Annotated in this window: 27 protein-coding genes; 12 read left to right on the top strand and 15 right to left on the bottom strand. The window is 70.1% G+C overall.

Annotation, left to right across the window (positions count from 1 at the left end; genetic code table 11):
* Positions 1–176 precede the first annotated feature (176 nt).
* Positions 177–512 (bottom strand): hypothetical protein, encoded by a 336-nt coding sequence (locus E0H26_RS18230; protein WP_131305103.1) that lies wholly within the window; start codon positions 510–512, stop codon positions 177–179.
* 664 nt (positions 513–1,176) lie between these two features.
* Between E0H26_RS18230 and E0H26_RS18225 the strand changes: the two genes are divergently transcribed.
* From E0H26_RS18225 to E0H26_RS18210, 3 genes are all read left to right on the top strand, one after another.
* Positions 1,177–1,977: a helix-turn-helix domain-containing protein gene (locus E0H26_RS18225; protein WP_131305101.1), complete on the top strand. Its 801-nt coding sequence runs from the start codon at positions 1,177–1,179 to the stop codon at positions 1,975–1,977.
* On the top strand, positions 1,968–2,150 hold the full coding sequence (locus tag E0H26_RS18220; protein WP_131305099.1) for a DUF397 domain-containing protein: 183 nt from the start codon (positions 1,968–1,970) through the stop codon (positions 2,148–2,150). The genes E0H26_RS18225 and E0H26_RS18220 overlap by 10 nt, the downstream gene beginning before the upstream one ends.
* Positions 2,151–2,909: 759 nt before the next feature.
* Positions 2,910–3,974: an AI-2E family transporter gene (locus tag E0H26_RS18210; RefSeq protein ID WP_131305097.1), complete on the top strand. Its 1,065-nt coding sequence runs from the start codon at positions 2,910–2,912 to the stop codon at positions 3,972–3,974.
* Positions 3,975–4,048: 74 nt separating this feature from the next.
* Here E0H26_RS18210 and E0H26_RS18205 read toward each other — a convergent pair whose 3' ends face one another.
* The 4 genes from E0H26_RS18205 to E0H26_RS18190 all read right to left on the bottom strand — a co-directional run bounded on the left by E0H26_RS18205 (position 4,049) and on the right by E0H26_RS18190 (position 7,676).
* Positions 4,049–4,855 (bottom strand): alpha/beta hydrolase, encoded by an 807-nt coding sequence (locus E0H26_RS18205; protein WP_131305095.1) that lies wholly within the window; start codon positions 4,853–4,855, stop codon positions 4,049–4,051.
* Between the two features lie 100 nt (positions 4,856–4,955).
* The gene (locus E0H26_RS18200) at positions 4,956–5,282 is read right to left on the bottom strand and encodes a hypothetical protein (protein ID WP_131305093.1); all 327 of its coding nucleotides are present in this window, start codon (positions 5,280–5,282) and stop codon (positions 4,956–4,958) included.
* 161 nt (positions 5,283–5,443) lie between these two features.
* Positions 5,444–7,093, bottom strand: coding sequence for a 3-hydroxyacyl-CoA dehydrogenase family protein (locus tag E0H26_RS18195; protein ID WP_131305091.1), 1,650 nt, complete (start codon positions 7,091–7,093; stop codon positions 5,444–5,446).
* Between the two features lie 139 nt (positions 7,094–7,232).
* Positions 7,233–7,676 (bottom strand): FHA domain-containing protein, encoded by a 444-nt coding sequence (locus E0H26_RS18190; RefSeq protein ID WP_131305089.1) that lies wholly within the window; start codon positions 7,674–7,676, stop codon positions 7,233–7,235.
* Between the two features lie 256 nt (positions 7,677–7,932).
* On the opposite strand from E0H26_RS18190, the gene E0H26_RS18185 reads away from it, so the two are divergent.
* Positions 7,933–9,435 carry an aldehyde dehydrogenase family protein gene (locus E0H26_RS18185; RefSeq protein WP_131305087.1) on the top strand — a complete coding sequence of 501 codons (1,503 nt, stop codon included), beginning with the start codon at positions 7,933–7,935 and terminating at the stop codon, positions 9,433–9,435.
* On the opposite strand, the gene E0H26_RS18180 is transcribed toward E0H26_RS18185, so the two are convergent.
* Positions 9,432–10,340, bottom strand: a complete 909-nt coding sequence (locus E0H26_RS18180; RefSeq protein ID WP_131305085.1) for an oxidoreductase — start codon at positions 10,338–10,340, stop codon at positions 9,432–9,434. The two genes, E0H26_RS18185 and E0H26_RS18180, sit on opposite strands and share 4 nt — an antisense overlap.
* 64 nt (positions 10,341–10,404) lie before the next feature.
* Between E0H26_RS18180 and E0H26_RS18175 the strand changes: the two genes are divergently transcribed.
* Positions 10,405–10,992, top strand: a complete 588-nt coding sequence (locus E0H26_RS18175; protein WP_131305083.1) for a TetR/AcrR family transcriptional regulator — start codon at positions 10,405–10,407, stop codon at positions 10,990–10,992.
* Positions 10,993–10,996: 4 nt separating this feature from the next.
* Here E0H26_RS18175 and nucS read toward each other — a convergent pair whose 3' ends face one another.
* On the bottom strand, positions 10,997–11,656 hold the full coding sequence (gene nucS / locus E0H26_RS18170; RefSeq protein ID WP_131305081.1) for an endonuclease NucS: 660 nt from the start codon (positions 11,654–11,656) through the stop codon (positions 10,997–10,999).
* A gap of 71 nt (positions 11,657–11,727) precedes the next feature.
* On the opposite strand from nucS, the gene E0H26_RS18165 reads away from it, so the two are divergent.
* From E0H26_RS18165 to E0H26_RS18145, 5 genes are all read left to right on the top strand, one after another.
* On the top strand, positions 11,728–12,348 hold the full coding sequence (locus tag E0H26_RS18165) for a DUF4126 domain-containing protein (protein WP_131305337.1): 621 nt from the start codon (positions 11,728–11,730) through the stop codon (positions 12,346–12,348).
* A 126-nt stretch (positions 12,349–12,474) separates the two neighbouring features.
* The gene (locus tag E0H26_RS18160; protein WP_240742251.1) at positions 12,475–13,401 is read left to right on the top strand and encodes a polysaccharide deacetylase family protein; all 927 of its coding nucleotides are present in this window, start codon (positions 12,475–12,477) and stop codon (positions 13,399–13,401) included.
* Between the two features lie 105 nt (positions 13,402–13,506).
* Positions 13,507–13,806, top strand: a complete 300-nt coding sequence (locus tag E0H26_RS18155) for a DUF1540 domain-containing protein (RefSeq protein ID WP_131305079.1) — start codon at positions 13,507–13,509, stop codon at positions 13,804–13,806.
* A gap of 130 nt (positions 13,807–13,936) precedes the next feature.
* A complete protein-coding gene (locus E0H26_RS18150; protein WP_131305077.1) occupies positions 13,937–14,785 on the top strand; it encodes an ABC transporter ATP-binding protein in 849 nt (282 codons plus the stop codon).
* Positions 14,782–15,627, top strand: coding sequence for an ABC transporter permease (locus E0H26_RS18145; RefSeq protein ID WP_131305075.1), 846 nt, complete (start codon positions 14,782–14,784; stop codon positions 15,625–15,627). Before E0H26_RS18150 ends, E0H26_RS18145 begins: the two co-directional genes overlap by 4 nt.
* 418 nt (positions 15,628–16,045) lie before the next feature.
* On the opposite strand, the gene E0H26_RS18140 is transcribed toward E0H26_RS18145, so the two are convergent.
* Both E0H26_RS18140 and murA read right to left on the bottom strand, forming a co-directional pair.
* Complete coding sequence (locus E0H26_RS18140) at positions 16,046–16,894, bottom strand: 3-hydroxyacyl-CoA dehydrogenase family protein (RefSeq protein ID WP_131305073.1); 849 nt, start codon at positions 16,892–16,894, stop codon at positions 16,046–16,048.
* 73 nt (positions 16,895–16,967) lie between these two features.
* Entirely contained in the window at positions 16,968–18,410 is a 1,443-nt protein-coding gene (murA, locus tag E0H26_RS18135; protein ID WP_131305071.1) for a UDP-N-acetylglucosamine 1-carboxyvinyltransferase, read from the bottom strand.
* On the opposite strand from murA, the gene E0H26_RS18130 reads away from it, so the two are divergent.
* On the top strand, positions 18,409–18,981 hold the full coding sequence (locus E0H26_RS18130) for a cob(I)yrinic acid a,c-diamide adenosyltransferase (RefSeq protein WP_131305069.1): 573 nt from the start codon (positions 18,409–18,411) through the stop codon (positions 18,979–18,981). The genes murA and E0H26_RS18130 overlap by 2 nt on opposite strands.
* A complete protein-coding gene (locus E0H26_RS18125) occupies positions 18,978–19,385 on the top strand; it encodes a VOC family protein (RefSeq protein ID WP_206025219.1) in 408 nt (135 codons plus the stop codon). Before E0H26_RS18130 ends, E0H26_RS18125 begins: the two co-directional genes overlap by 4 nt.
* 344 nt (positions 19,386–19,729) lie before the next feature.
* On the opposite strand, the gene E0H26_RS18120 is transcribed toward E0H26_RS18125, so the two are convergent.
* The 6 genes from E0H26_RS18120 to E0H26_RS18095 form a co-directional block, all read right to left on the bottom strand.
* Positions 19,730–20,314 (bottom strand): hypothetical protein, encoded by a 585-nt coding sequence (locus E0H26_RS18120; protein ID WP_131305066.1) that lies wholly within the window; start codon positions 20,312–20,314, stop codon positions 19,730–19,732.
* A 410-nt stretch (positions 20,315–20,724) separates the two neighbouring features.
* Positions 20,725–21,180 carry a DUF2550 domain-containing protein gene (locus tag E0H26_RS18115; protein ID WP_131305065.1) on the bottom strand — a complete coding sequence of 152 codons (456 nt, stop codon included), beginning with the start codon at positions 21,178–21,180 and terminating at the stop codon, positions 20,725–20,727.
* 12 nt (positions 21,181–21,192) lie between these two features.
* Complete coding sequence (locus E0H26_RS18110) at positions 21,193–21,477, bottom strand: F0F1 ATP synthase subunit epsilon (RefSeq protein WP_131305064.1); 285 nt, start codon at positions 21,475–21,477, stop codon at positions 21,193–21,195.
* 90 nt (positions 21,478–21,567) lie between these two features.
* The gene (locus tag E0H26_RS18105; protein ID WP_131305063.1) at positions 21,568–22,716 is read right to left on the bottom strand and encodes an LCP family protein; all 1,149 of its coding nucleotides are present in this window, start codon (positions 22,714–22,716) and stop codon (positions 21,568–21,570) included.
* Between the two features lie 222 nt (positions 22,717–22,938).
* Positions 22,939–24,375 carry a F0F1 ATP synthase subunit beta gene (gene atpD, locus E0H26_RS18100; RefSeq protein WP_131305062.1) on the bottom strand — a complete coding sequence of 479 codons (1,437 nt, stop codon included), beginning with the start codon at positions 24,373–24,375 and terminating at the stop codon, positions 22,939–22,941.
* On the bottom strand, positions 24,375–25,313 hold the full coding sequence (locus tag E0H26_RS18095) for a F0F1 ATP synthase subunit gamma (protein WP_131305061.1): 939 nt from the start codon (positions 25,311–25,313) through the stop codon (positions 24,375–24,377). The genes atpD and E0H26_RS18095 overlap by 1 nt, the downstream gene beginning before the upstream one ends.
* Positions 25,314–25,322: the final 9 nt, after the last annotated feature.

Below are 25,322 nucleotides of genomic sequence, written 5' to 3'. Positions count from 1 at the left end.
ACGTGCCCACCCGGCGCCTCCGGCCGACACGCGCCCTCCGCCCGGCGCGCCTCCGGCCGGCAGCTTGCGCGCCTCGGTGCGGGCCGGACGATCCTCGCGTGTGAGGTGCGCCGGGCTCGGCGTCGGCAGATGCCGACGCGAGACAGGCTGCCGGGTCACCCGTTGGGTTGGACGGGTCACGGCGTCTGCTCGGGGTGCGGTCGGCGACGCGGGCCCCAGGCGACGAACCGCTCGAACAGCGCCTTGGGCTCCGGGCCGTCGTGCGGGTTGAGCCGGTAGAGGTCGCGCATGGCCTCGTACATCAGGCCGGCGAGGTAGATCGACAGGCCGATCGGGTTCCCGTCGTACTCGACCCGTAGCAGGAGCCGGGCCTGAGCACAGGGCCAGGGCTGGCCATCTGCGCGGCAACACCACATCGGGCGCAGTGGGGTGTGTGGGGCGTCGGCGCCGACCGCGCGAGGATGCTCGGACCGGGGGCCACGGCCCGGCGTCGGTAGCTGGGTCGTGATCATGGGCGGCCTCCGTTCGAGTACCACTGCTGGCCCAGGCTCTGCCGCCGCCCCGGGCACCGGCGGTACTCGGCCCGCAGCAGTAGCGGCATCTGTCGGTGGGTCCCAAGAGCGACCGGCAATTGGTGATGGTGACGCAGCGGGAGGTCGGGCGGCCGGAGACGGATGCAGCCTGGGAAGTAACAGGTCCAGAGATCCGCCGCTGATCCCGACCAACCTTCTGCGCAGCCTCGCTGCCACGCCATGGCACCCGAGATCTTGGTACGAGTGCGCCCCTCCTGGGGCACATTCGTACCAAGATCTCCCCGCCCTTGGGTGGCTATTACCGGTCGCGCTGAGTGGCAGGACGTTCGTCGGGCACCGATACGACCGAACACGCACGTCGACCTCCGCGAAGGAAGCTGTGGGTACGTCTGTTGCCGCTCCAGCGACAACAACTGCACCCAAAGCGGCTGGAAGGGGCCGCCCCGCCCGGGGGAAAGGGGGGCGGCCCGGCCAAGACCCGTCCGCGCCCCTTCCCGGCAGCGGACGAGCCCGGCATGACTGACAGTCTGGTGACCGGGCGACTACTGTCGGAAGGCATCGAGCCTGGTCGTAACGTGGGTGCGCAGCCCATGCACCACCAGGGGATGACGAGCGATATTCGGCACCCGATTGTGGAGGCACTGTGGAGGAATCGACCGCCGACCTGATCCGGGCCCAGTTACGCCGGCTGCGCGTCGCCGCCGGGCTGAGCCAGGAGGAGTTCGGCAAGCTGGTGCACTACTCACCGTCGATGGTCTCCGCCGTCGAGACCGGCAGCCGACCGTACGACCGGTCGTTGCTCGCCCGCGCCGACGAGGTGCTGCGCTCCGGCGACCTGCTGGTGGCGCTGCTGCGGATCGCCGAGCGGGAAGGCCAGCCCTCGTGGTTCCTGCCCTGGCTGGACGCCGAACGCCTGGCCAGCCAGCTCCGGGTCTTCCAGCCCACACTGATCCCGGCGCTGCTCCAGACCGAGGGTTACGCCCGCGCGGTGATCCGCTGCGACGACCTGCTCAGCGACGAGGAAGTGGAGCGTCGGGCCGCAGCCCGGTTGGACCGGCAGGGCATCCTCACCCGCCCGGACCCGCCCCAGCTCATCGCGGTCATCGACGAGGCCATCCTGCACCGTCGGGACGAACGCTTCCAGGGGCTGATGGTGCACCAGGTCGAGCATCTGATCGCCTGCGCCGAGCGGCCGAACATCAGCATCCACGTCATCCCGCTCAGCGTCGGGCTACACATCGGACTGTCCGGCCCGTTCTCTCTGGCGCGAGGCGTGGACGGAGGCTGGGTAGCAAGCCAGGAAGCCCAGCTGACCGCCCGGCCGACCGACAGCGAGGCCGATTTGGCTACCCTGTTGGCGCGGTGGGAGACCGTGCGCAACGAGGCACTGTCCCGCCAACAGTCGATCGAACTCCTCAAGGAAGTGGCGAAGTCATGGACCTGACCGGCGCGACCTGGCGCACCGCCACCCGCAGCGGGAACACCGACTGCGTCGAGGTGGCCGACGACCTGCCCGACGTGGTGGCGGTCCGCGACAGCAAGGACCGGCAGGGCCCGGTGCTCGCGTTCACCCCGCAGACCTGGCAGGTCTTCATCGGCCACGTCAAGCGACGGTAACCACATTCCGACCACCCGCCCCGCGAGTCGGTGACGCGCCGGGCGCGGCGGGCCATTACCAGCGACCGCCAGCCCGGCCGGGCCAGCAGCCCGGCCCTGCTCACTGCGGCACCCCCGGATAAGCGGGCTTGACCGCTGGCCCGGCCGGGCCAGCAGCCCGGCTCACTGCGGTGTCCTCGGGGTAAGCGGGCTTGGCCACCAGCCCGGCCGCTTGACCACCAGCCCGGCCGGGCCAGCATGGACAGCCGACGGATGCACGTCGGCGCGTGAACGGGGAGACCGATGGCGCAAGACAGGCCGAAGCAGTCCCGGGCAGGATCGGCGGACGGCGGGGCCGGGCCGGGCGATGGCACAACCGCACCCGAGGTACCACCCGGCGCCCCGGAAGCGACCCCCCTGGCACCGCACCAACCAGCCGGGCCCACCTCACCACCGCACCAACCGACCGCGCCCACCACACCGCCACACCAACCCACCGCACCCACCACACCGCCACACCAACCCACCGCACCCACCACACCGCCACACCAACCCACCGCACCCACCACACCGCCACACCAACCCACCGCGCCCACCACACCGCCACACCAGCCCACCACAGCGCCACACCAGCCCACCGGGCCCACCGCACCGCCACACCAACCGACCGCACCCACCACAGCGCCACACCAGCCAGCACCCACCACAGCCCCGCACCCGCCGACGGAATCCGTTCCGGCGTCGCCGGGGGCGGTGGCGGCGCCCGCTCCGGCACATCGGATGGTGGGTGGGGACGCCGGAAGGTTCGGGATTCCGGGGCGCCCGCTGCGGCGCAACAGTTTCCTGGTCGGCTTCACCGGCGCCCTCGGCGTACTGTCCGCGTACGCCGTCTATCTGGGGTTGCGCAACGCGGCGGGGATCCTGGTCCTGGTGGTCATCGCGTTGTTCCTCGCGGTGGGTCTGCACCCGGCGGTGGTCCGGCTGCGCTCCTGGGGTGTGCCGCGCGGGCTCGCGGTGGCGACGGTGACGCTGACCGTGCTGGCGCTGCTCGGCGCCGGTGTGCTGGCCCTGGTACCGCCGATCGTGACCCAGTCCGGGCAGTTCCTCGACCAGGTGCCGAGCTACCTGGACGCGCTGCGCCGCAACGAAACCGTCAACGACCTCGTGGTGCGCTTCGACCTGACGCGCCGGGTCCAGGAGGCGGCCAACGCGGATGTGGTCGGCCGGGCGTTGGGCGGCGTGCTCGGCGGCGCCCAGCTGGTCTTCGGCACGGTCTTCCGGGTGCTGACCGTGCTGGTGCTGACCATCTACTTCCTGGTCTACTTCGACCGGATGCGCGACCTCGGGTACGCGTTGGTGCCGGGCTCCCGTCGGGAGCGGGTGCAGCTCATCGGCGACGAGATCCTGACCAAGGTCGGCGCGTACATGGTCGGCGCGCTCGCCATCGCGGTGCTGGCCGGGGCGACCACCTTCGTGTTCGCGCTGGTCCTCGGCCTGCCGTACCCGTTCGCGCTGGCCGTCGTCGTCGCGGTGACCGACCTGATCCCGCAGATCGGCGCGACGCTCGGTGCGGTGATCGTCAGCCTGGTCGGCTTCGCGACCGACCCGTCCATCGGGATCGCCTGCGTGGTCTTCTTCGTCGTCTACCAGCAGATCGAGAACTACCTCATCTACCCCAAGATCATGCGCCGGTCGGTGCACGTCAACGAGGTCGCCGCGCTGGTCGCGGCGCTACTCGGGGTGTCCCTGCTGGGCGTGATCGGCGCGCTCATCGCCATCCCCACCGTGGCGGCCGTCCAACTGATCCTGCGCGAGGTGGTACTCCCCCGTCAGGACGCCCGCTGACCACTCACTCGCTCCGGGCCGGTCAGGCCCGACGCTGCCCCGGGCCGGTCAGGCTCGACGCTGCCCCGGGCCGGTCAGGCTTGACGCTGCTCCGGGCCCGTCACCGGGACGTCGGCGAACGCGGCCACCGTGCGGTCGGCGTACGCGCTGGCGTCGCCGGTCTCCATCGGGCCGTCCCAGGTGGTCGGCAGCGGCACCGGCACCGCCGGGTTGACCCGCCGGACCACCTCGTCGAGCACGGTCTCGGCGTCACCGACCCAGAGGTGCTTCGCCCCCGGTACGCCGACCACCTCGGCCTGCGGCACCGCCGCGAACCGCTCACGGGCCTGCTCGGGGCGGAGATAGTCGTCGAACTCCGGCACCAGCGCGGTGAGCGGCTTGCCCGACTCAGCCCACTGGGCCAGGTCGGCCGGGCCGGAGAAACGCAGCGGCGGCGAGAGCAGGATCGCGCCGGTCACCGCCGGGTCGCAGCCGTACCTGAGGGTCAGGTCGGTGCCGAACGACCAGCCGAGCAGCCAGACGTTCGGCAGCTCGTGGAACTCGGCGTACTCGATGGCGGCGGCCACGTCGAAGCGCTCGCCGACGGCCGAGTCGAACGTCCCCTCGCTGGTGCCACGCACACTGCTGGTGCCGCGCGTGTTGAACCTGAGCACCGCCACGTCGGCCAGCGCGGGCAGCCGCCAGGCCGCCTTGCGGAACACGTGGCTGTCCATCATCCCGCCATGGGTGGGCAGCGGGTGCAGGCAGACCAGGGTGGCCGCCGGTGGCCGGTCGACCGGGCGGGCCAGCTCACCGACCAGGCGCAGCCCGTCCGCGGTGTGCAACTCGATGTCCTCCCGGTGCCCCGGCAGAATCGAGGACGCGCGAATGGGTGCACTCATACCTTCAGTCTCCCCTGCCTGGGTGCGGTGTAAGGAAGGGCCCCCTATTAACGCCTCCGGTAGAGGAAGGGCCCCTTATTAACACCGGGTCGGGCCGACGTCAGCCGTGGCGGGGCGCGCTCCGCCCGCGCTGGACCGCCGGGGCTCGACGCTCACGAGCCCGCCAACAACCGCTGTGCCAGTGCCGCCGGTCCGTCAGGTCGCCCCGGCCGTCCGCCGGCCACGCGACCAGGTGCGCCACGCCAGGTCGGATCTCCTGGTCACAACCGGGGCAGCGGTACGTCTTCACCGACGCGCCACCGCTGATCGCGCGTACCTGCCAGTCGCCGTCGCGCCACTGCTGCACCGACGCGACGCCGTGGCGGGCGCGCTCGGCGTCCAGGGCTGCGGCGTCGTCGCGGCGAGGACGGTTACGACGGGGACTCACATCATCCAGCGTACGGGCGTACCGGCGGCACACCTGCTGTGAGGTGGCGCCGGTGGTGTTAACAAGGGGCCCTTCCTCTACCGGAGGCGTTAATAAGGTGCCCTTCCTTACACCGCCACCCCCACCGCCAACCCCTCCACCAAGCAAGCCCGCCGGTGCGGCTAGGGGCGGGGGTGGGTGCGGAAGGTGCGGGTGGCGGTGACGAGTTGTTCCAGCAGCGGCGCCGGGGCGAGTCCGGGCTCCCGCGTTTCCAGGTACAGCGCCCGCTGGATGGCCAGCGCCAGGTCCAGCCCGACCGCGTCGAGCAGCTCGAAGGGGCCCGTCGGGTAGCCGCAGCCCAGCTTCATCGCGTTGTCGATGTCGTCCGTGCTGGAGTAGTTGGCCTCCAGCATCCGCACCGCGTCGTTGAGGTACGGGAACAACAGCGCGTTGACGATGAAACCGGACCGATCGTCGCAGACTATGCCGGTCTTGCCGAGGGCGGCGGCGACCGCGCGGGCGGTGTCGGCGGTCTCCGCCGAGGTACGGATCGTCCGGACGATCTCCACCAGCGGCCTGGCCGGGTCGAAGAAGTGCAGGCCCACCACGTCGGCCGGGCGTTGGGTGGCCATCGCCAGCTCGATCACCGGCAGCGCTGCGGTGGTGGTGGCCAGCACCACGCCCGGCTTGCAGACCTCGTCCAGGGTGGCGAAGAGGGCCTTCTTGACGCCCAAGTCCTCGGCCACCGCCTCGATCACCAGGTCGACGTCGGCCAGCTGTTCCAGCGTGCCGGGGCTCCCCTCGCCCGACACGACCTGGTAGCCGGCGGCGGTGAAGACCTCGATGAGGCCGGCGGCCCTCGCCCCGGCGCCGACCACGCCGACCTTGGTGATGACTCGCCCGCCGTCGGCGGGTGCCGACTGCGCCGGATCCGGCGACAGCTCGTCCGGTACGAGTTTGGCCGAGCCGGGCCGCTCGTAGGTGTAGAAGCCACGGCCGGACTTCCGACCGAGCAGCCCAGCGGTGACCATCTGCCGGAGCAGCGGCACCGGGGCGTGCCGACGGTCTCGCCCGCCACGCCGGTACATGGTGTCGAGGATCTCGTACGCGGTGTCCAGGCCGATCAGGTCCATCAGGGCCAGCGGGCCCATCGGCAGACCGCACCCGAGCTTCATCGCGGCGTCGATGTCCTCGCGGCTGGCGTACCGGGCCTCGAAAATGCCGACCGCGTGGTTGAGATACCCGAACAGCAGGGCGTTGGCGATGAACCCGGCCCGATCGTTGATCGTCACGTCGACCTTGCCGAGCCGCACGCAGAGCGCCTCGACGTCGGCCACCACGTCGGCGGAGGTGACCACCGTACGCACGACCTCGACCAGCTTCATCACCGGCGCCGGGTTGAAGAAGTGGATGCCGATCACCTGCTGGGGTCGGCCGGTCGCCACCGAGATCTCGGTGACGCTCAGCGACGAGGTGTTGGTGGCGAGGATCGCCTCCGGCTTGCACACCCGGTCCAACTCGGCGAAGAGCCGCTGCTTCAGGTCGAGGCGCTCCGGAACCGCCTCGATCACCAGGTCCACCGAGTGCAGCGCGGACAGCCCGACGGCGAAGGTGACCCGGCCGAGCAGGGCGTCCCGGTCTGCCTCGGCGAGCTTGCCCCGGGCCACCGCCCGGTCGGTCGAGCCGGTCAGGTTGGCCCGCCCGCGGTCCAGGGCGGCGTCGGAGATCTCCACGGCCAGCACGTCGATGCCGTTGCGGGCGAACACCTCGACGATGCCGGCACCCATGGTGCCCAACCCCACCACGCCCACACTGGTGAACTCGCGCGCCATCAACCGGCCTCCCCTGTCCGCTCCGTACGGCCGGACTTTAACGGCCGCTAAGGCTATGCGCGCGAGTCTGCCACGCCGCGCGCCGCCGCCCGGTCGCGGGGCGAATTCCAGCCGGCGCGGGGTGGGCGCGGACAGCCTGCTACGGGGCCACCGCCGGGGTGGACGCGACCTGGCCTGGCGTGGGGCCGGCCGGGACGGGCAGCACCAGCGTGGTGCGCCGCTCCTGTCGGGGCAACCCGAGGCTCAGGCCCACCGGATCGGTCCGCGCCAGGCCGGGATCGAAGAAGCGCAACTCGGTACGGCCGATCCGGATCACGTCTCCGTCGGCGAGCCGGACGACCGCGGTGGTACGCAGTTCGTTCACCCAGGTGCCGTTCGTGGAGCCGAGATCCACCAGGGAGACCCCGTCCCCGGTCAGCCGGACCTCGGCGTGCCGGCGACTCAGGTGCGGATCGTGCACGACGATGTCGACCGCCGGGTCACGGCCGATCACCAGCGGCTCGTGTCGCAGCCGGAAACCGACCCCACGCATCGGGCCGGTGGCCACCGTCAGCAGCGGCAGCAGTTGCGGATGTTCCTCCATGGACTGTCAGACCTCCACCCCGTGCGGCCACCCCCTGGTCAGCCTGCCATCGCCGCCCGGACACCTCCACCGCCCGTCCGGTCATCACCGAGTAACCGCCCGGCCACTTTGTGTTCGCTGTCTCGCGCTGATCGCCGGGCGACCCGGCGGAATCGGATCCGCCTATTCGACGGCGTGATCGACGCCCAGTTTGGTCAGCTCAAGGCCAACTCGACACCCCTACCGACGAGTAGGTCTCGGGTCTAGACTCCCCGCCATGACGGCTGTGCATCTCCCGGGCACCCCCGTGATCGAGGGCGGTCACCTGATCTCGACCAACCCGGCGACCGGCGACGAGGCCGGGCGGCTGCCGGTCGCCACCGCCGACGACGTCGCGCGGGCCGTCGAGCAGGCCCGGGCCGCCGGCCAGTGGTGGGCCGGACTCGGCTTCGACGCACGACGCGACCGGTTGCTGCGCTGGCGGCGGCTGCTCGCCCAGCGGATGGAGGAGCTGGCGGAACTGGTGCACGTCGAGGGCGGCAAGCCGGTCGCCGACGCCCTCGTCGAGATCGTCAGCGCGGTGGAGCACGTCGACTGGGCGGCCCGCAACGCGCGCCGGGTGCTCGGTCCCCGCAAGGTCCGTTCCCGGCTCATCCTGGCGGAGTTCTCCGCCCACCTGGAGTACCAACCGCACGGAGTGGTCGGCGTCATCGGCCCGTGGAACTATCCCGTCTTCACCCCGATCGGCTCCGCCGCGTACGCGTTGGCGGCCGGCAACACGGTGGTCCTCAAGCCGAGCGAGTACACCCCGGTCGCCGGACAGTGGCTGGTCGACACCTTCGCCGAGGTGGTGCCGGAGCGGCCGGTCTTCACCGCGGTGCACGGCCTCGGCGACACCGGTGCCGCGCTGTGCCGCGCCGGGGTCGACAAGCTGGCCTTCACCGGCTCCACGGCGACCGCGAAGAAGGTCATGGCGACCTGCGCCGAGTCACTGACCCCGGTGCTGCTGGAGGCGGGCGGCAAGGACGCGATGATCGTGGACGCCGACGCCGACCTGGACGCCGCCGCCGAGGCGTGTGTCTGGGGCGCGATGACCAACGCCGGCCAGACGTGCATCGGCATCGAGCGGGTCTACGCGGTGGAGCCGGTCTTCGACGCCTTCGTCGACAAGGTGGTGGAGCGGGCCGGCCGGCTCACCGTCGGCGCGGACGGCGCGGATGTCGGCCCGATCACCATGCCGAGCCAGCTCGACGTCATCCGCCGCCACATCGACGACGCGCTGGCCCGGGGTGGCCGTGCCGCGCTGGGCGGCCCGGACGCGGTACGCCCGCCATACGCCCATCCGACCGTGCTGGTGGACGTGCCGGAGGACGCTGCCGCCGTACGCGAGGAGACCTTCGGTCCCACCGTGACCATCAACCGGGTCCGGGACGCCGACGAGGCCCTCACCCGAGCCAACGCCCTGCCGTACGGCCTGGGCGGTTCGGTCTTCGGCCGGCGGCGCGCGGTGGCGATCGCGCGGCGACTGCGCTCCGGCATGGCCTCGGTCAACTCGACGCTCACCTTCGCCGGGATGTCCACCCTGCCGTTCGGCGGGGTCGGCGAGTCGGGCTTCGGCCGTATCCACGGCGAGGACGGGCTGCGGGAGTTCGCCCGGGCCAAGGCGGTGACCCGCCGCCGGGCCCGCTCACCGCTGCCGTCCACCACCTTCGAGCGGACCCCGGCCGACGTCGACCGCCTGGTCAAGGCGGTGAAGCTGCTGTACGGCCGGAAGCCCTAGCTGGTCAACGTCGTCGGCTGACCGAGTGGGAAGGCCACCCCGGTCAGTTCCTCGGAGACCGTCCAGAGGCGGCGGGCGAGGGCAGCGTCCCGCGCGGTCTTCGACCGGCCGACGAGCTTCGGCGCGCCGCGTCCCTGTAGCAAGCCGCTCGGACCGGCGTAGCCGCCGGCGGGAACATCCGCCACCGCCGCGAACAGCGTGGGCAACGCGCCGTCCTGCTCGCTCTGCGCGAGGGGGGTGAGCAGCAGGGTCTGGAGTCGGCGCCGCAGGGACCCCTCGGCGCTGAGGTGGTCGACGAGGTGGGTGGCGGCGAGGCCGGGGTGCGCGGCGGTCGAGAGCACCGTCGAGCCGGCCTCGGTGAGGCGGCGTTGCAGTTCCGCGGTGAAGAGCAGATTCGCCAGTTTCGACTGGGCGTACGCGGACATCGCCCGGTAGGGGCGGCGTTCCCAGTTCAGGTCGTCGAAGCCGATCCTGCCGGTCCGGTGCGCGTTGGAGGAGACCGTCACCACCCGGCCACGGATCTGCGGCAGCAGCAGGTTGGTGAGGGCGAAGTGCCCGAGGTGGTTGGTGCCGAACTGAAGCTCGAACCCGTCGGCGGTGCGGCCCAGCGGCGGGATCATCAGTCCGGCGTTGTTGATCAGGATGTCGACCGGGTCGGTGAACTCCTGGGCGAACGCCCGGACCGAGGCGAGGTCGGCCAGGTCGAGCCGGCGTACGTCGAGGTCGCCGGTCATGGTCGCGGCGGCCACGCGGCCCTTGGCGAGGTCACGAACAGCGAGCACGACGCGGGCGCCCTTGGCGGCGAGGGCGTGGGCGGCGGCGCGACCGATGCCGCTGTTGGCTCCGGTGATGACGACGGTGCGGCCGGTCATGACGGGCAGTTCCGCTGCCGTGAATGTTGTCATGGAAAACAATGTAGGCGCCGACTACAAAGATGTCAACGGCAACATCCTCGGCTAGGGTGACCTCGTGTCCTCGTACCACCACGGCAACCTCCGCGCGACGTTGCTCGCCGCCGCCGAACGCAGCCTGCGTCAGCACGGCGTCGACCAGCTCTCGCTGCGCGAGCTGGCCCGCGAGGCCGGCGTCAGTCACGCCGCGCCGCGCCGGCACTTTCCCGACCGGCAGGCGTTACTGGATGCCCTGGCCGAGGACGGGTTCGCCCGACTGGACGCCCAGCTGCGCGCGGCACACACCGCCGCGGGGGCGGAGTTCGCGCCGCGCCTACATGCCACGGCAGCGGCCTACCTACGCTTCGCCACCGAGGACGCCGCGCTGCTGGAGCTGATGTTCGCCGGCAAGCACGGGGAATCCGCCGAGCGGCTGATGGAGGCCGCCGCCGCACCATTCGGGCTGCTCAACGACCTGATCGTGCAGGGGCAGGCGGAGGGGGTGCTCGAACCCGGCGACCCGGAGCGGGTGGGGATCGTGCTCTTTGCGACGATGCACGGCATCGCCGCACTGAGCAACGGCAACCTGCTGGCGCCGCACCTGCTCGACGGGATCACCGCGATTGCGGTCGACCAGTTCATCCGGGGCTCGCGGCACAGCAGGTAGTCGGCTAGAACAGGGTCAGCTCGTCGCGCTCGATGCCGCGCAGCCGGTCGTAGTTCACCACCACGCAGCGGATACCCCGGTCCATGGCGAGCACCCGGGCCTGCGGCTTGATCTCCTGCGCGGCGAAGACCCCGGTCACCGGGGCGAGCAGCGGGTCGCGGTTGAGCAGTTCGAGGTACCGGGTGAGCTGCTCCACCCCGTCGATCTCACCGCGACGCTTCACCTCGACCGCGACGGTGCCCTGGTTGGCGTCCCGGCAGAGCAGGTCCACCGGGCCGATCGCGGTCATGTACTCGCGACGGATCAGGGTGTACCCCTCGCCGAAGGTCTCCGGGTTGGCCGCCAGCAACTCCTGTAGGTGCGCCTCGACGCCGTCCTTGCGCAGTCCCGGGTCGACACCCAGCTCGTACGAGGTGTCCTGGAAGATCTCCTCCAGGGTGATCCGCAGCTCCTCGCCGGCCTTGTTGACCACCCGCCACACGCCGGGCGCCTCCTCCAGCCGGCAGGGCGGGCTCATCCAGTTCAACGGCTTGTACGCCCGGTCGTCGGCGTGGATCGACACCGACCCGTCCGCCTTGACCATCAACAGGCGAGTGGCCGGCGGCAGGTGAGCCGAGAGCCGTCCGACATAGTCCACCGAGCACTTCGCAATCACCAACCGCACCCGACGAGGGTAGCGGAGGCACCGGGCAACGCCGCCGAGCGCCACTGGCGTGCCGGTGCGATGCTGAGATGGTGCTCGAATTGCTCACCGGTACCGGACTGGCCGCCTCGGCGGGGTTGAACGCGTACATCCCGCTGCTGGTGATGGGGGTGCTGGCCCGCTACACCAGCGTGATCGACCTGCCCGGCGGCTGGCAGTGGCTGGGCAACGGCTGGGTGCTGGGCATCCTCGCCGTGCTGCTGGTCGTCGAGATGGTCGCGGACAAGGTGCCGGTGGTGGATCACGTCAACGACGTGGTCCAGACGGTGGTCCGGCCGACCGCGGGCGGCCTGGCGTTCGGCGCCGGCTCGGCCGCCGAGACGGTGACCGTGAGCGACCCCGACAGCTTCTTCGCCAACGGGGGTCAGTGGTTGCCGGTGCTGGTCGGGGTGTTCATCGCCCTCGCCATCCATCTGCTCAAGTCCGCCGCCCGGCCGGTCATCAACGCGGCCACGGCCGGCGTCGGAGCCCCGGTGGCGAGCACCGCCGAGGACGCCACCAGCGTGTTGATGTCCCTCGTCGCGATCATCCTGCCGGTGCTGGTGCTGGTGTTCCTGGTCGCCTTCGTGCTCTTCCTGCCCTGGTTCCTGCGTCGTCGGGCGGACCGCCGCCGGGAACGCCAAGCCGCCCGAGAGGCCGGCTTCCGGGTCTGACCCGGGCGGCGGGTCGGCGGGCCCGCTCGCCGGGCACGGTACGCCCGACGCCGACGCCGCACCCGCTACCCAGCGCTGCCGGACCGGTGGTGTTGCCGGCCCCGCGCGGGTTGGCATCATCTCCCGGTGCCCGTGAAGACTTCCCACGTTTCGCTCGTCGCGACGCTCACCGCCGTCGCCGTCGCCGTCACCCTGCTGATCGTCGTGAACCCGCTCCAGCAGCGGGACAGCGCGGCCGTCCTGGTGCAGCCGTCCAGCACCGCCGCGACGATCGACAAGGCGGAGGTGGGCCTGGGGGCGCCCGAGGTACCGCCGCCGAGTGCGCCCGCCACCCCGTCGGCCGGGGCGCTGCCGGGCGCCACCCGGCCCGGAACGCTGCCCCCGGTACTCGACCACGGCCCGCGCAGCGGCAACAAGGTGGCGCTCACCTTCGACGCGGACATGACCGACGCGATGCGGCGCCAACTGCGCAGCGGCGCCGTGCGGTCGTACGCCAATCTGAAGATCATCGACCGGCTGGAGCGGGAGGAGGTCCCCGCCACCTTCTTCCTCACCGGCAAGTGGGTCGAGCAGTACCCGGAGGTGACCCGGCGACTCGCCGCCGGGGCGCACTTCGAGTTGGCCAACCACACCTACGGGCACCTCGCCTTCACCGCGGACTGCTACGGGCTGCCCCGGATCGACCGGCGACAGATGACCGCCGACGTCGCGCGTACCTTCGACATCGTCAGCGCGTACGGCGGGCGGCAGACCCGGTACTTCCGCTTCCCGGGCCTCTGCCACGACCGGACCGCGCTCACCGAACTCGCCCCGCTGGGCCTCACGGTCGTCGACGGCGACGTGGTGAGCGGCGACCCCTTCGCCACGGCCTGGCAACCGATCGTGCGGGCCGTGCTGGACGGGGTACGCCCCGGGTCGGTGATCGTGCTGCACGTGACCGAAGCCAACGCGCCGATGACCGACGAGGCGTTGCCGCACATCCTGGCCGGACTCGCCGAACGGGGCCTCGAACCGGCCCTGCTCTCCGAGGTGCTCGGCACCCCGCCGGCCTAGGCTGCCCGCCGACCCGGGCTGCCGCTGGCCGGCCAATCCATCCGAACCTGATCGCGCATAACTCCCACATGCCTAAAATCAGGCAAAAGCCTATGGGAGGTCGCGATGACCGCAGCAATGGAAATGCCGCGCGTTCAGGAGTGTGTGGTGGCCGCCTGCGCGTACAACCACACCGGCGACTGCCACGCCTTCGCCATCACGATCGGCAGCATGGACCACGCCCACTGCCACACCTTCATCGAGATGCCCGCCGTCCGGGCCGGCACCGACGGCCAGCAGGCCCAGGTGGGCGCCTGCCAGCGCGCCGACTGCCGGCACAACGAGCAACTGGAGTGCCACGCACCCGCGATCCGGGTCGGCCCCGACGCCGACATGGCCGACTGCATGACCTACAGCCACCGCTGACCGCGAAGGAAGGGCACCTTCTTAACGCCTCCGGTAGAGGAAGGGCCCCCTGTTAACACCTCGGGCGGGTGGCGGGGACCACCACCCCCGGTGCGGACAGCCGGCCCCCGCGGGCCGCACACTTGACGGCATGAGTGACGACGTCGCGATCCACGTCCGCGGGCTGCGCAAGGCGTACGGCGACACCGTCGCGGTGGCCGGGCTGGACCTGGACGTCCACCGGGGCGAGGTGTTCGCCCTGCTCGGGCCGAACGGCGCCGGCAAGACCACCACCGTGGAAATCCTGGAAGGCTACCGACACCGCGACGCCGGTGAGGTACGGGTACTCGGTGCCGACCCGACCGAGGCCAGCCCGCACTGGCGGGCCCGGGTGGGCATCGTGCTCCAGGGCACCGGCGAATTCGACGAGCTGACCGTCGCCGAGGTGCTGCACCACTTCGCCGGCTTCTACCCGGACGCCGACGACCCGGACAAGGTGATCGCGCGCGTCGGCCTGGCCGGCAAGGCCCGCGCCCGTACGCACACCCTCTCCGGCGGGCAGAAACGCCGACTGGACGTCGCCCTCGGCATCATCGGCCGTCCCGAACTGCTCTTTCTCGACGAGCCGACCACCGGCTTCGACCCGGAGGCGCGACGCGAATTCTGGGACCTGATCCGTGACCTCTCCGCGGCCGGCACCACCATCGTGCTCACCACCCACTACCTTGACGAGGCCGAGGCGCTCGCCGACCGGGTCGGCGTGATCGCCGGTGGCCGGCTGGTCGAGGTGGCCCCGCCGAACAGCCTGGGCGACCGGCAGGAGGCGCTGGCCACGGTCTCCTGGCGTACGCCGGAAGGCACCCTGGAGAGCGCGCAGAGCGCGACGCCGACGGCGCTGGTGACGGAACTGGCCGCGCGTTTCGGTGGCGAAGTGCCCGGCCTGACCGTCACCCGGCCCACCCTTGAGGACGTCTACCTGCGGATGATCGGACACCAATGACCACCACGACGAAGCCGGCGGCCCCGGTCGCCGCCGCGCCAGCCCGCCGGCCGGGGCCGGCCAGCCTCGCCCTGCGCCAGGGGCGACTGGAGATCCGGCAGTTCCTGCGCAGCCGGGAATCGGTCGTCTTCACACTCGGCTTCCCGATCATCATGGTGCTGATCTTCGCCTCGATCTTCGACGGCGACCTCGGCAACGGGGTGAGCTACACGCAGTACTTCATCACCGGCATGATCGCGACCGGCCTGATGACGGTCAGCTTCCAGAACCTCGGCATCTGGATCCCCATCGAGCGGGACCGGGGCGTACTCAAGCGCTACCGGGGCACCCCGATGCCGAAATGGGTCTGGTTCGCCGGCAAAGTGATCATGGTGCTGGTGATCGGCGTGGTGATGACCGCCCTACTGCTCGCCGTCTCCGTGGCCCTGTTCGACCTGAACCTGCCGAGCACCGCCTCGGCGTGGCTCACCTTCGGCTGGGTCAGCGCGCTGGGCATCACCGCCTGCACCCTCTGCGGCATCGCCATCTCGTCGCTGGCCCGCACCGCGCGCAGCGGCTCGGCGGTGGTCACCCCGATCGCACTGGTGCTCCAGTTCATCTCCGGGGTCTTCTTCGTCTTCACCAACCTGCCAAGCTGGATGCAGCAGGTGGCGGCCCTCTTCCCGCTCAAGTGGATGTGCCAGGGGCTCCGGGCCGTCTTCCTGCCGGACAGCTTCGGCGCCAACGAGCCCGGCGGATCCTTCGAGCTGACCCGGGTCGCCCTGGTGCTCGGCGCCTGGTGCGTGATCGGCCTGGTGCTCTGCCTGACCACCTTCCGCTGGACCACCCGCCGCGACGGCTGAGCCGCGCCAACCGCGCACGCTGCGCGGCTGGGTGCAAGGAAGGGCACCCTATTAACGCCTGCGGTAGAGGAAGGGCACCTTATTAACACCTTCGGGCGCCGACGCACCGCCCGGTTGTTAATAGGGGGCCCTTGCTATGCACGAGGCGTTAGTAAGAGCGGCCGGCAATTGGTGGTGGTGACGCAGCGGGAGGTCGAGCGGCCGGAGGCGGACACGGCACATGCCCAGGGGCCCGTCACTGACCCCAGGCAACCATCTGGCAGGCTCGCTGCCACGCCAAGGCATCCGAAATCTTGGTACGAGTGCGCCCCTCAAGGGGCAGATTCGTACCAAGATCTTCCCCGCCCAGGGTGGCGGGCTGGCTATCAGGACGCGTCGGCCTATTGCCGGTCGCTCTAAGGTGCCCTTCCTTACACCGTCAGTAGGAGTAGAAGCCTTGGCCGGTCTTGCGGCCCAGGTCGCCGGCGGTGGCCATCCGCTGGAGCAGCTCCGGCGGGAAGAACTTCTCGTCGGCGGTGTCGGTGTAGATGTTGCGGGTGGCGTTGAGCAGCACGTCGACGCCGGTCAGGTCGATGGTGGCGAGGGGACCCATGGCGTGCCCGAAGCCGAGCTTGCAGGCGGTGTCCAGATCCTCGGCGGAGATGACGCCCGCCTCGACCAGTTTGACCGCCTCCATGGCCAGGGCGCAGATCAGTCGGGTGGTGACGAAGCCGGCGATGTCCCGGTTGACCACCACGACGGTCTTGCCGATCTCCTCAGCGAACGACTTGGCCGCGTCGAGGGTGGCGTCGCTGGTCTTGTAGCCACGGACCAACTCACAGAGCTTCATCATCGGCACCGGCGAGAAGAAGTGGGTGCCGACGACCGCCTCGGGCCGTTCGGTGACCGCCGCGATCTGGGTCACCGGAATGGCGGAGGTGTTGGTGGCCAGGATCGCGTCCGCCTTGCAGACCTTGTCCAGCACCCGGAACACCTCGTGCTTGATCTCCAGCTTCTCGAAGACCGCCTCGACCACGATGTCCGCGTCCGCTGCCGCTTCCAGCTCGGTGGTGGGGGTGATCCGTCCGAGCGCCGCCTCGACGTCGTCGGTGGAGATCTTCCCCTTCTCCGCGAACCTCTCCAGCGACTTACGGATGCCGTCCACGCCGCGCCGGGTCGCCGCGTCGTCCAGGTCCCGCAACGTCACCTGCCAGCCTGCCTGCGCCGCCACCTGGGCGATCCCCGAGCCCATCAGCCCGGCACCGACGACCGCGAGTCGACCCGCCATCTGTCTCTCCCTCGCTGCGATTTGAGTGTCTGCCTGCACCCTAGTCGCGAGCCTGAACGACAGCTAAGGCGGCTCAGATGGTCAGTTCGGGTTCCTCCGGCGCGGTGGCCCGCTCCACCTCGATGCCGAGCGCCCGCAGGTCGGCGACGAAGTCGGGGTAGCCCCGGTCCACGTGGTGCACGTGGGACACCTCGGTCACCCCGTCGGCACACAGCCCGGCAATGATCAACCCGGCGCCGGCCCGGATGTCGGTGGCGCGTACCGGGGCGCCGGAGAGCCGCTCACGGCCGCGTACCACCGCGTGGTGCCCATCGGTCTTGATGTCGGCACCGAGTCGCATCATCTCGTTGGCGAACATGAACCGGCCGTCGAAGATGTTCTCGGTGATCAGGGAGGCGCCGTCGCTGAGCGCGGCCATCCCGATCGCCATCGGCAGCAGGTCGGTGGCGAAGCCCGGATACGGCAGGGTCACCACGTCGACCGAACGGGGCCGCTCGTCCATCCGTACCCGGAAGGCGTCCGCCCTTGTCTCCACCAGCCCACCGGCCGCGACCACCTTGTCCAGCGCGATCTCCAGGTAGGTCGGGTCGAGGCCGGTGACGGTGACGTCCCCGCGGGTCATCGCCGCACCGAAGGCCCAGGTCCCGGCGACGATCCGGTCCCCCACCGTCGCGTGCCGGACCGGTTGCAGCCGGGGTACGCCGGTGACGGTGATGGTGGACGTACCCTCACCGTCGATCAGCGCGCCCATCCGGATGAGCATGGTGCAGATGTCCACGATCTCCGGCTCACGGGCCGCGTTCTCGATCACGGTGGTGCCGTCGGCCAGCACCGCCGCCATGAGCAGGTTCTCGGTCGCCCCGACGCTGGGAAAATCCAGGGTGATCTCCGCGCCGTGCAGGCCGTCCGGCGCCGAGGCGATCACGAAGCCGTGCTCACCGGAAATGTCGGCGCCCATCCGGGTCAGCCCGGAGATGTGCATGTCCAGCCCGCGCGAGCCGATCGCGTCGCCGCCCGGGTGGGCCACCCGCACGTACCCACGCCGAGCCAGCAGCGGGCCGAGTACGCAGATCGACGCGCGCAGCCGACGAACCAGGTCGTAGTCGGCCTCCACGCCCGGCTGCTCCGGTACGTCGATGGTGACCGAGCGGGACCGGGCCACCCCACCGACCGCGACCATCGGATCCACCGGGTCGTCCGCGTCGAACCGTACGCCGCAGCCGAGTCGGCGCAGCACCTCACCCATGATGGCGATGTCGGTAATCCGGGGCACATTGGTGATCACGCTCCGGCCCGGGGCGAGCAACGCGGCAGCCATCAACTTCAGCGCCGAGTTCTTCGCGCCGACCACGTGCACCGTGCCGGCGAGTCGGGCCGCGCCGTGGACCCGGATGACATCGACGTCGGATACCGCCGGGTCGCCCGCGTCACCCGGTCCGACCCCGGCGGACCAGCCCGTACCCGTCTCCGGGCGCGTCGGGATGGTCAGGTCCGGTATCCGTAGGCTGTGCGTCATGGCCGTCCACCTCACGCGCATCTACACCAAGGCCGGCGACGCCGGCATGACCAGGTTGAGCAACAACGAGCAGGTGTCGAAGACAGACCCGCGAATCTGGGCGTACGCCGACGTCGACGAGTGCAATGCGGCGATCGGCGTGGCACTCGCCCTGGGACAGCTCGACGACGACCTGCGTTCGGTGCTCGGGCAGATCCAGAACGACCTGTTCGACGTGGGAGCCGACCTGTCCACGCCGGTCGAACCGGACCCCAAGTACCCGCCGCTGCGGGTGACGGAGGAGTACGTCGAGCGCCTTGAGGGCTGGTGCGACGAATACAACGCGCGCCTGAGCAAGCTCGACTCCTTCATCCTCCCCGGCGGCACCGCGGGCGCGGCACTGCTGCACGTGGCGCGGACGATCGCCCGGCGCGCCGAGCGGTCGGCGTGGGCCCTCGTCGCACACGACCCCGACCGGACCAGCCGTCTCCCGGCAAAGTATCTCAACCGGCTTTCGGATCTGCTCTTTATCCTGTCAAGAAGGGCAAATCCGGACGGAGACGTGCTGTGGGTCCCGGGCGGAGGCCGGTGACGGTCGGAGCACTGCACCACGTGGAGGTCTGGGTACCCGACCTGGGCGCAGCAATGCACAGTTGGGGCTGGCTGCTCGGAAAACTGGGCTGGACCCCGTACCAGGAGTGGCCGGCTGGTCGTTCCTGGCGGCTCGGCCCCACGTACCTGGTTTTCGAGGAGTCACCCGCGCTGTCCGGCCGGCACCACGACCGACTCGCACCCGGGCTCAACCACCTGGCCTTCCACGCCGGCTCACCCGCCGCCGTGGACCAGCTGGTCGCCGAAGCTCCGGCGTACGGCTGGCAACTGCTCTTTCCGGACCGTCACCCGTACGCCGGTGGCCCCGACACCTACGCGGCCTACCTGGCGAACGGCCACGGCTACGAGATCGAGCTCGTCGCCTCGGCAAACCCGCCAGGTTAGGTGCAAGGAAGGGCACCTTATTAACGCCTGAGGTAGAGGAAGGGTCCCCTATTAACACCCCGGCCCGGGCAAGGCACAGGGCCGCAGGTTCGCGTAGGGCAAGCAGGCAGGGCAGCGCAGAGCAGAGCCCGGCCGCGCACGGCAGGGCCAGGCGGAGCCGAGCCCAGGGCAGGCTGGGGGTGCTGGGCGGAGACGGCGTTGGCCGAGACGGCGTTGGCCGAGACGGCGTTGGCCGAGACGGCGTTGGCCGAGACGGCGTTGGCCGAGACGGCGTTGGCCGGCACCCCGGGTTCGGGTGCCGGCCAATCGCTTCTTACTCCCGCTGTAGAGGAACGTCTGTCGGGTCAGCTGTTCCAGTACTGGGCGACCAGGTCAGCGGCCTGCTGCTCCCACTGGGCGTAGTGGTCGGGGTACGCCGACACCTGCACCGTCTGCGCGGCCTCGGTCAGCGGCATGTCCTGCCAGCCGTCGACCTGCTTCAGGCCCTTCAGGAACGCCAGGGTCGAGTACTCAGGATCGGTGATCTGCTCCACCGTGCCCCAACCCGACGACGGGCGCTGCTGGAACAGGCCCTGCGAGTCGTGGTCGTTACGGTCACCCAAATGGCCCAGGTTCTCCAGCTTCGACTCCTGCAACGAGGTGGCGATCGCGACCACGGCGGCACGCTCGTCCATACCGGCCTTCTTCGTCGCCGCGATGATCGCCTTCGCGCTCGCGACCTGCTCGTCGTCGAGGTCGATGCGGGACTGGGCGCCCTGCACACCATGCGGAATCAACTTGCTCGTGTCCGGCTTGTCCGCCTGCACCGCCACCGCAGTACCCCGGACCGGGGTCACGTCGGCGTGGGCGGCGACCGGACCGGCGAACACGCCACCGGCGAAGGCCAGACCAGCAACACCAAGCACGCTCTTACGGAAGATCGTGTTCATGACAAGCTCCATTCGGGGGTTGGCGCACCCGCCGATGGGGGTCGGCTCGGGCACGCAAGCACCGTCAGGCGCTCAAGGGTTCAGGGAAGTCCAGCGCGCGGGGCAGGGGCCGCTTCGCGGCGCCGGACCATGTGTAACGGCGATGGGCTGACCATCATTCCGGGTCCGCCCCGTCCACCGAACTCGGCGGGCGTCTTCCTCCGCCGTTCACGAGTCTTCAACGACCCCCGCCACCCATCCATTCCGGGTCAGGCGAGCGGTTGATCGGCACCGTTTCGGCGTAATGGCGCCATCCGGGCGTACGCGACACCGCAGTTCCGCCGTAACGGAGTCGATCACCGAACCGGACAGACCGGCCGCGACCGGACAAGGTGAGGGTGAGGTGAGGGTGAGGGGGGATCAGCGGGATCTCAGGCGGCGGGCCAGTCCTGGGAGGCCACACGTGGCGAGACCGCCCCCGGAGGGGCGGCCTCAAGCCAGGATAGGAATCCGGTGACGGTGGATCGTGCCATGGCGATCTCGACCGGAGCGTGTCGACTGGTACAGCGGAGAATGATCCAGTCTGCCGGCATGGACATTCGTTCCTGCCCTTCCGGCAGCCGCCGTCGCTCCACGTTCAGCCCTTCGCGGGAGAGCACCCGCTTGGGGCGTACGGCGAAACTGAACATCCGGTACCAGCGGAGTTCGTCACCGACGAACCGGCCGAAACCGGGTGACCAGCCACGGCCGTCGAGCATGGTGGAGGTCCGGACGCTGAGCCGGATGATGCCTCCGCTTCGGGTGACCAGTGCCCGCCGGATGAAGAGGAACAGGATCGCGCCGAGGATCACGGCGATGCCGATTCCGATCCCTTCCACGATCTCCATCGGCGGGTCGGCTCAGTTACCGGAGGCGGCGGAGGCCGGGGCGGCGCTCTCGGCCAGTACGGTGACGCCCTGCCCGCTCACCGAGACGAAGCCGCCGGACACGTCGTACGTGACCTGCTCGCCACCGGGAAGCTTGATGCGTACCTGGCCGGGCTCGGCGAGCTGGCCGAGCAGGGGCGCGTGCCCCGGCAGCACACCCAGCTCACCTTCGGTCGTCCGGGCGCTGACCATTTCGGCCTTGCCGGACCAGACCTTTTCCTCGACGGCCACGAGCTGGACGTTGAGCTGCTCTGCCACGCTGTCTCCTTGCTGAGGCGGCGGATTGGGGAAAGTCTAGTCGCGGCCCGGACGTCTTCTTCATGCGGGTGCCGAGACCTACACCACTGGTCAGCTCTTGTTGACCAGCTTGGGATGTTCGAGGAGGAACGGGTCGAGTAGTTCCCGCTCCAGCGCCACGAAGAAGTCTTCCACCTCGGGATCGAACCGCTCGCCGAGATATCTGCCGTTGTCGAAGACGCCACCACCCGGCAGCTTGATCATCTGGATGTTGCCGGGGCGGATGTCCTTGAGCGCCAGGCCGAAGTCGATCACGCTGTGTCCCCGGCCGCTGAAGATCAACGACTCGCCGGCCGCGCGAAGCACCCGGTCCAGCTTCACCGGGTTGGTCACCACGTCGGCGCTGAGCGCCTGGCCGGCCATCGCCTTGACGAACTGCTGCTGGTGCCGCTGCCGGCCGTAGTCGCCGTCGGGTACGCCGTTCTTCGGGTACCGCTGGCGGACGTAGTCCAGCGCCTGCCAGCCCTCCAGCTCCTGCTTGCCCTTCGGGTAGACCGCCTGCGGCCCGATGTAGCCCTCGCCGTTGGGGTTGCCCTTGCGGTGCGTGCCGTCCGGCTCGCGGTGCTCGGAGCGGACCTCCCGCTCGATGTTCATGGTGACGCCGCCCATGGCGTCGACGATCTTCTGGAAGCCCGAGAAGTTGACGATCGCGCCAGCGTCGAAGCGCTCGATCCCGGTCACCTGCTGGACGGTCTGGGCGAGCAGTTCGAAGCCGCGTGCCGGGTCCGGCTTCCCGTTGGGCACCCGGCTGCCGAACGACATCGCCGCGTTCAGCTTGGTGGTGGTGCCGTTGAAGTTCGCCTTGGGGAAGGCGGGGATGTCGACGTAGAGGTCCCGTGGCAGCGAGAAGAGGTACGCCCGGTCCATCTCCTTCGGCACGTGCAGGACCATGATGGCGTCGCTCAGCGGCGGGCGGTCGTCCCGGACCGGGTCGATGCCGACCAGCAGGATGTTCAGCGGCCCCTTGATGTCGCTCTTGGGTTCGCTGGCACCGGCGGCCTGGTCGCCGAAGAGGTCCGCCTTGCCGATCGCGCCCTCGTAGCGGGCCATCAACGCCTCGGCGCCGACCAGCGACGTCCCGCTGAGCATCATCAGTACGACACCGAAGATGGTGCAGAACCTGGCCCAGCCCGGCACCCCACGCCAGACGGACGACCGTCCACCACGCTTGCCGCGTCTGCCGGCCTTACCCACGGGCATCTCCGTTCGTCGCGTCCCCTACAGGGATACGGGTACGCGCATCCGAATGGTTGAATACGATCACCGCTCATCGGCGCATGAGCGTGGCTAGACGGTATCTCGGGGACGCCGCGATCGCCGACCACGGTAAACCGGGCAGCGGAGATGGTACGTCCCAAAGGTGAACGAAAGGCCGCCCCGGCGTTAACCGGGGCGGCCTATTTCGTTCTCACCGACGGGCGGTCAGCCCTTCATCAGCTCGGCGGCCTTCTTCTCCAGGTCGTCGAGCCCACCGCACATGAAGAACGCCTGCTCGGGGAAGTGGTCGTACTCGCCCTCGCTGATCTTCCGGAACGCCTCGATGGTCTCCTTGATCGGGACCGTCGAGCCCGGCACACCGGTGAACTGCTCCGCCGCGTAGGTGTTCTGCGACAGGAAGCGCTCGATCCGCCGGGCCCGCTGGACCGTGATCTTGTCTTCCTCGGAGAGCTCCTCGATGCCGAGGATGGCGATGATGTCCTGCAGGTCCTTGTAGCGCTGGAGGATCCGCTTGACCTCGCTGGCCACCTGGAAGTGCTCCTGGCCGACGAACTCGGGGGCCAGGATCCGCGACGAGGACGCCAGCGGGTCCACCGCCGGGTAGATGCCCTTGTCGGAGATCGACCGCTCCAGGTTGGTGGTCGCGTCCAGGTGGGCGAAGGTGGTGGCCGGGGCGGGGTCGGTGTAGTCGTCCGCCGGCACGTAGATCGCCTGCATCGAGGTGATGGCCTGGCCCCGGACGGAGGTGATCCGCTCCTGGAGCTCGCCCATCTCGTCGGCCAGGGTCGGCTGGTAACCCACCGCGCTCGGCATCCGGCCGAGCAGGGTGGAGACCTCGGAACCGGCCTGGGTGAAGCGGAAGATGTTGTCGATGAAGAGCAGCACCTCCTGCTTCTTCACGTCCCGGAAGTACTCCGCCATGGTGAGCGCGGAGAGGGCGACCCGCAGCCGGGTGCCCGGCGGCTCGTCCATCTGGCCGAAGACCAGCGCGGTCTTGTCGATGACGCCGGAGTCGGTCATCTCGTGGATGAGGTCGTTGCCCTCACGGGTGCGCTCACCCACGCCGGCGAAGACCGAGGTACCACCGAAGTTACGGGCAACCCGGGTGATCATCTCCTGGATGAGCACCGTCTTGCCCACGCCGGCACCACCGAACAGACCGATCTTGCCGCCCTTGACGTACGGGGCGAGCAGGTCGATGACCTTGATGCCGGTCTCCAGCATCTCGGTCTTCGGCTCCAGGTCCGCGAAGGCCGGGGCCTTGCGGTGGATGCCCCACTGGTCGTCGGCCTGAATGGTCTCGCCCTCGGTGAGGTTGAGGCACTCGCCGATGGCGTTGAAGACGTGGCCCTTGACCGCGTCACCGACCGGCACCCGGATCGGGAAGGCGGTGTCGCGCACCTCGGCACCACGAATCAGGCCGTCGGTGGGCTGCATCGAGATCGCCCGGACCAGGTTGTCACCCAGGTGCTGGGCGACCTCCAGGGTCAGCGTCTTCTCGCCGCCGGAAAGGTTCACGTCCACGTGCAGCGCGTTGAACAGGTCCGGCATGGCGTCGCGCGGGAACTCGGCGTCGACGACCGGGCCGATGACCCGGACCACGCGACCCGTGGCCGTCTTGGTCTCTACTGGGGCAGTCATCACACTTCACTTCCCGACGCGGCCAGCGCGTTAGCGCCGCCGACGATCTCACTGATCTCCTGGGTGATCCCGGCCTGGCGGGCCGAGTTCATCTCACGCGTGTACTTGTCGATCATCTCTTCGGCGTTGTCGGTGGCGCTCTTCATCGCCCGCCGACGGGCCGCCGACTCGCTGGCCGCCGACTCCAGCAACGCCGCGTAGATCCGCGTGTTGATGTACTTCGGCAGCAGCGCGTCGAGCAGCGCCTCCGGGTCCGGCTCGAAGTCGTAGTCCGGCAGCACGCCGGGCGCCGCCTCCGAGCGGGGCCGCTCCTCGACCTGCAACGGACCGATGATCCGGGTGACCGGATTCTGGGTCATCAGCGACTTGAACTCGGTGTAGACGATGTGCAACTCGTCCACCCCGTGCACGCCGTCCGCCCCCGGACCGCCCTCTTCGTCGTCCGCGCCGGCGACGAACGCCTTGATCAGCGTCTCACCGACCTCGCGGGCGTCGTTGAACGACGGCTGCTCCGAGAAGCCCGTCCAACTGGCCTCGATCGGCCGGTTGCGGAAGCGGTAGAACGACACACCCTTGCGCCCGATGACGTAGAGCACCGGCTCCTTGCCGTCGGCCTGGAGGCGCGCGACCAGCGACTCCGCCGTCCTGATGGCGTTGGAGCTGTAACCGCCGGCCAGACCCCGGTCGGCGGTTACCAGCAACACGCCCGCCCGCCGCACCCGCTCGCGCGGGGTCAGCATCGGGTGGTCGATCCGCGCGTTGGACGCCAGCGCCGTGAGCACGCCGGTGATGGCTCGGGCGTACGGCAGGGACGCCTCCACCCGGGCCTGGGCCTTGGCGATCCGGCTCGTCGCCACGAGCTCCATCGCCTTGGTGATCTTCTTCATCCCCTTCGCCGAGCGAATGCGTTGACGAAGAACACGTACCTGCGCCGCCATGGCCCGACC

Source organism: Micromonospora zingiberis (genome assembly GCF_004331455.1).
Classification (GTDB): Bacteria; Actinomycetota; Actinomycetes; order Mycobacteriales; family Micromonosporaceae; genus Micromonospora; species Micromonospora zingiberis.
Note: the sequence above shows the minus strand (reverse complement) of the source record. Positions and strands in the feature narration are given on the sequence as shown.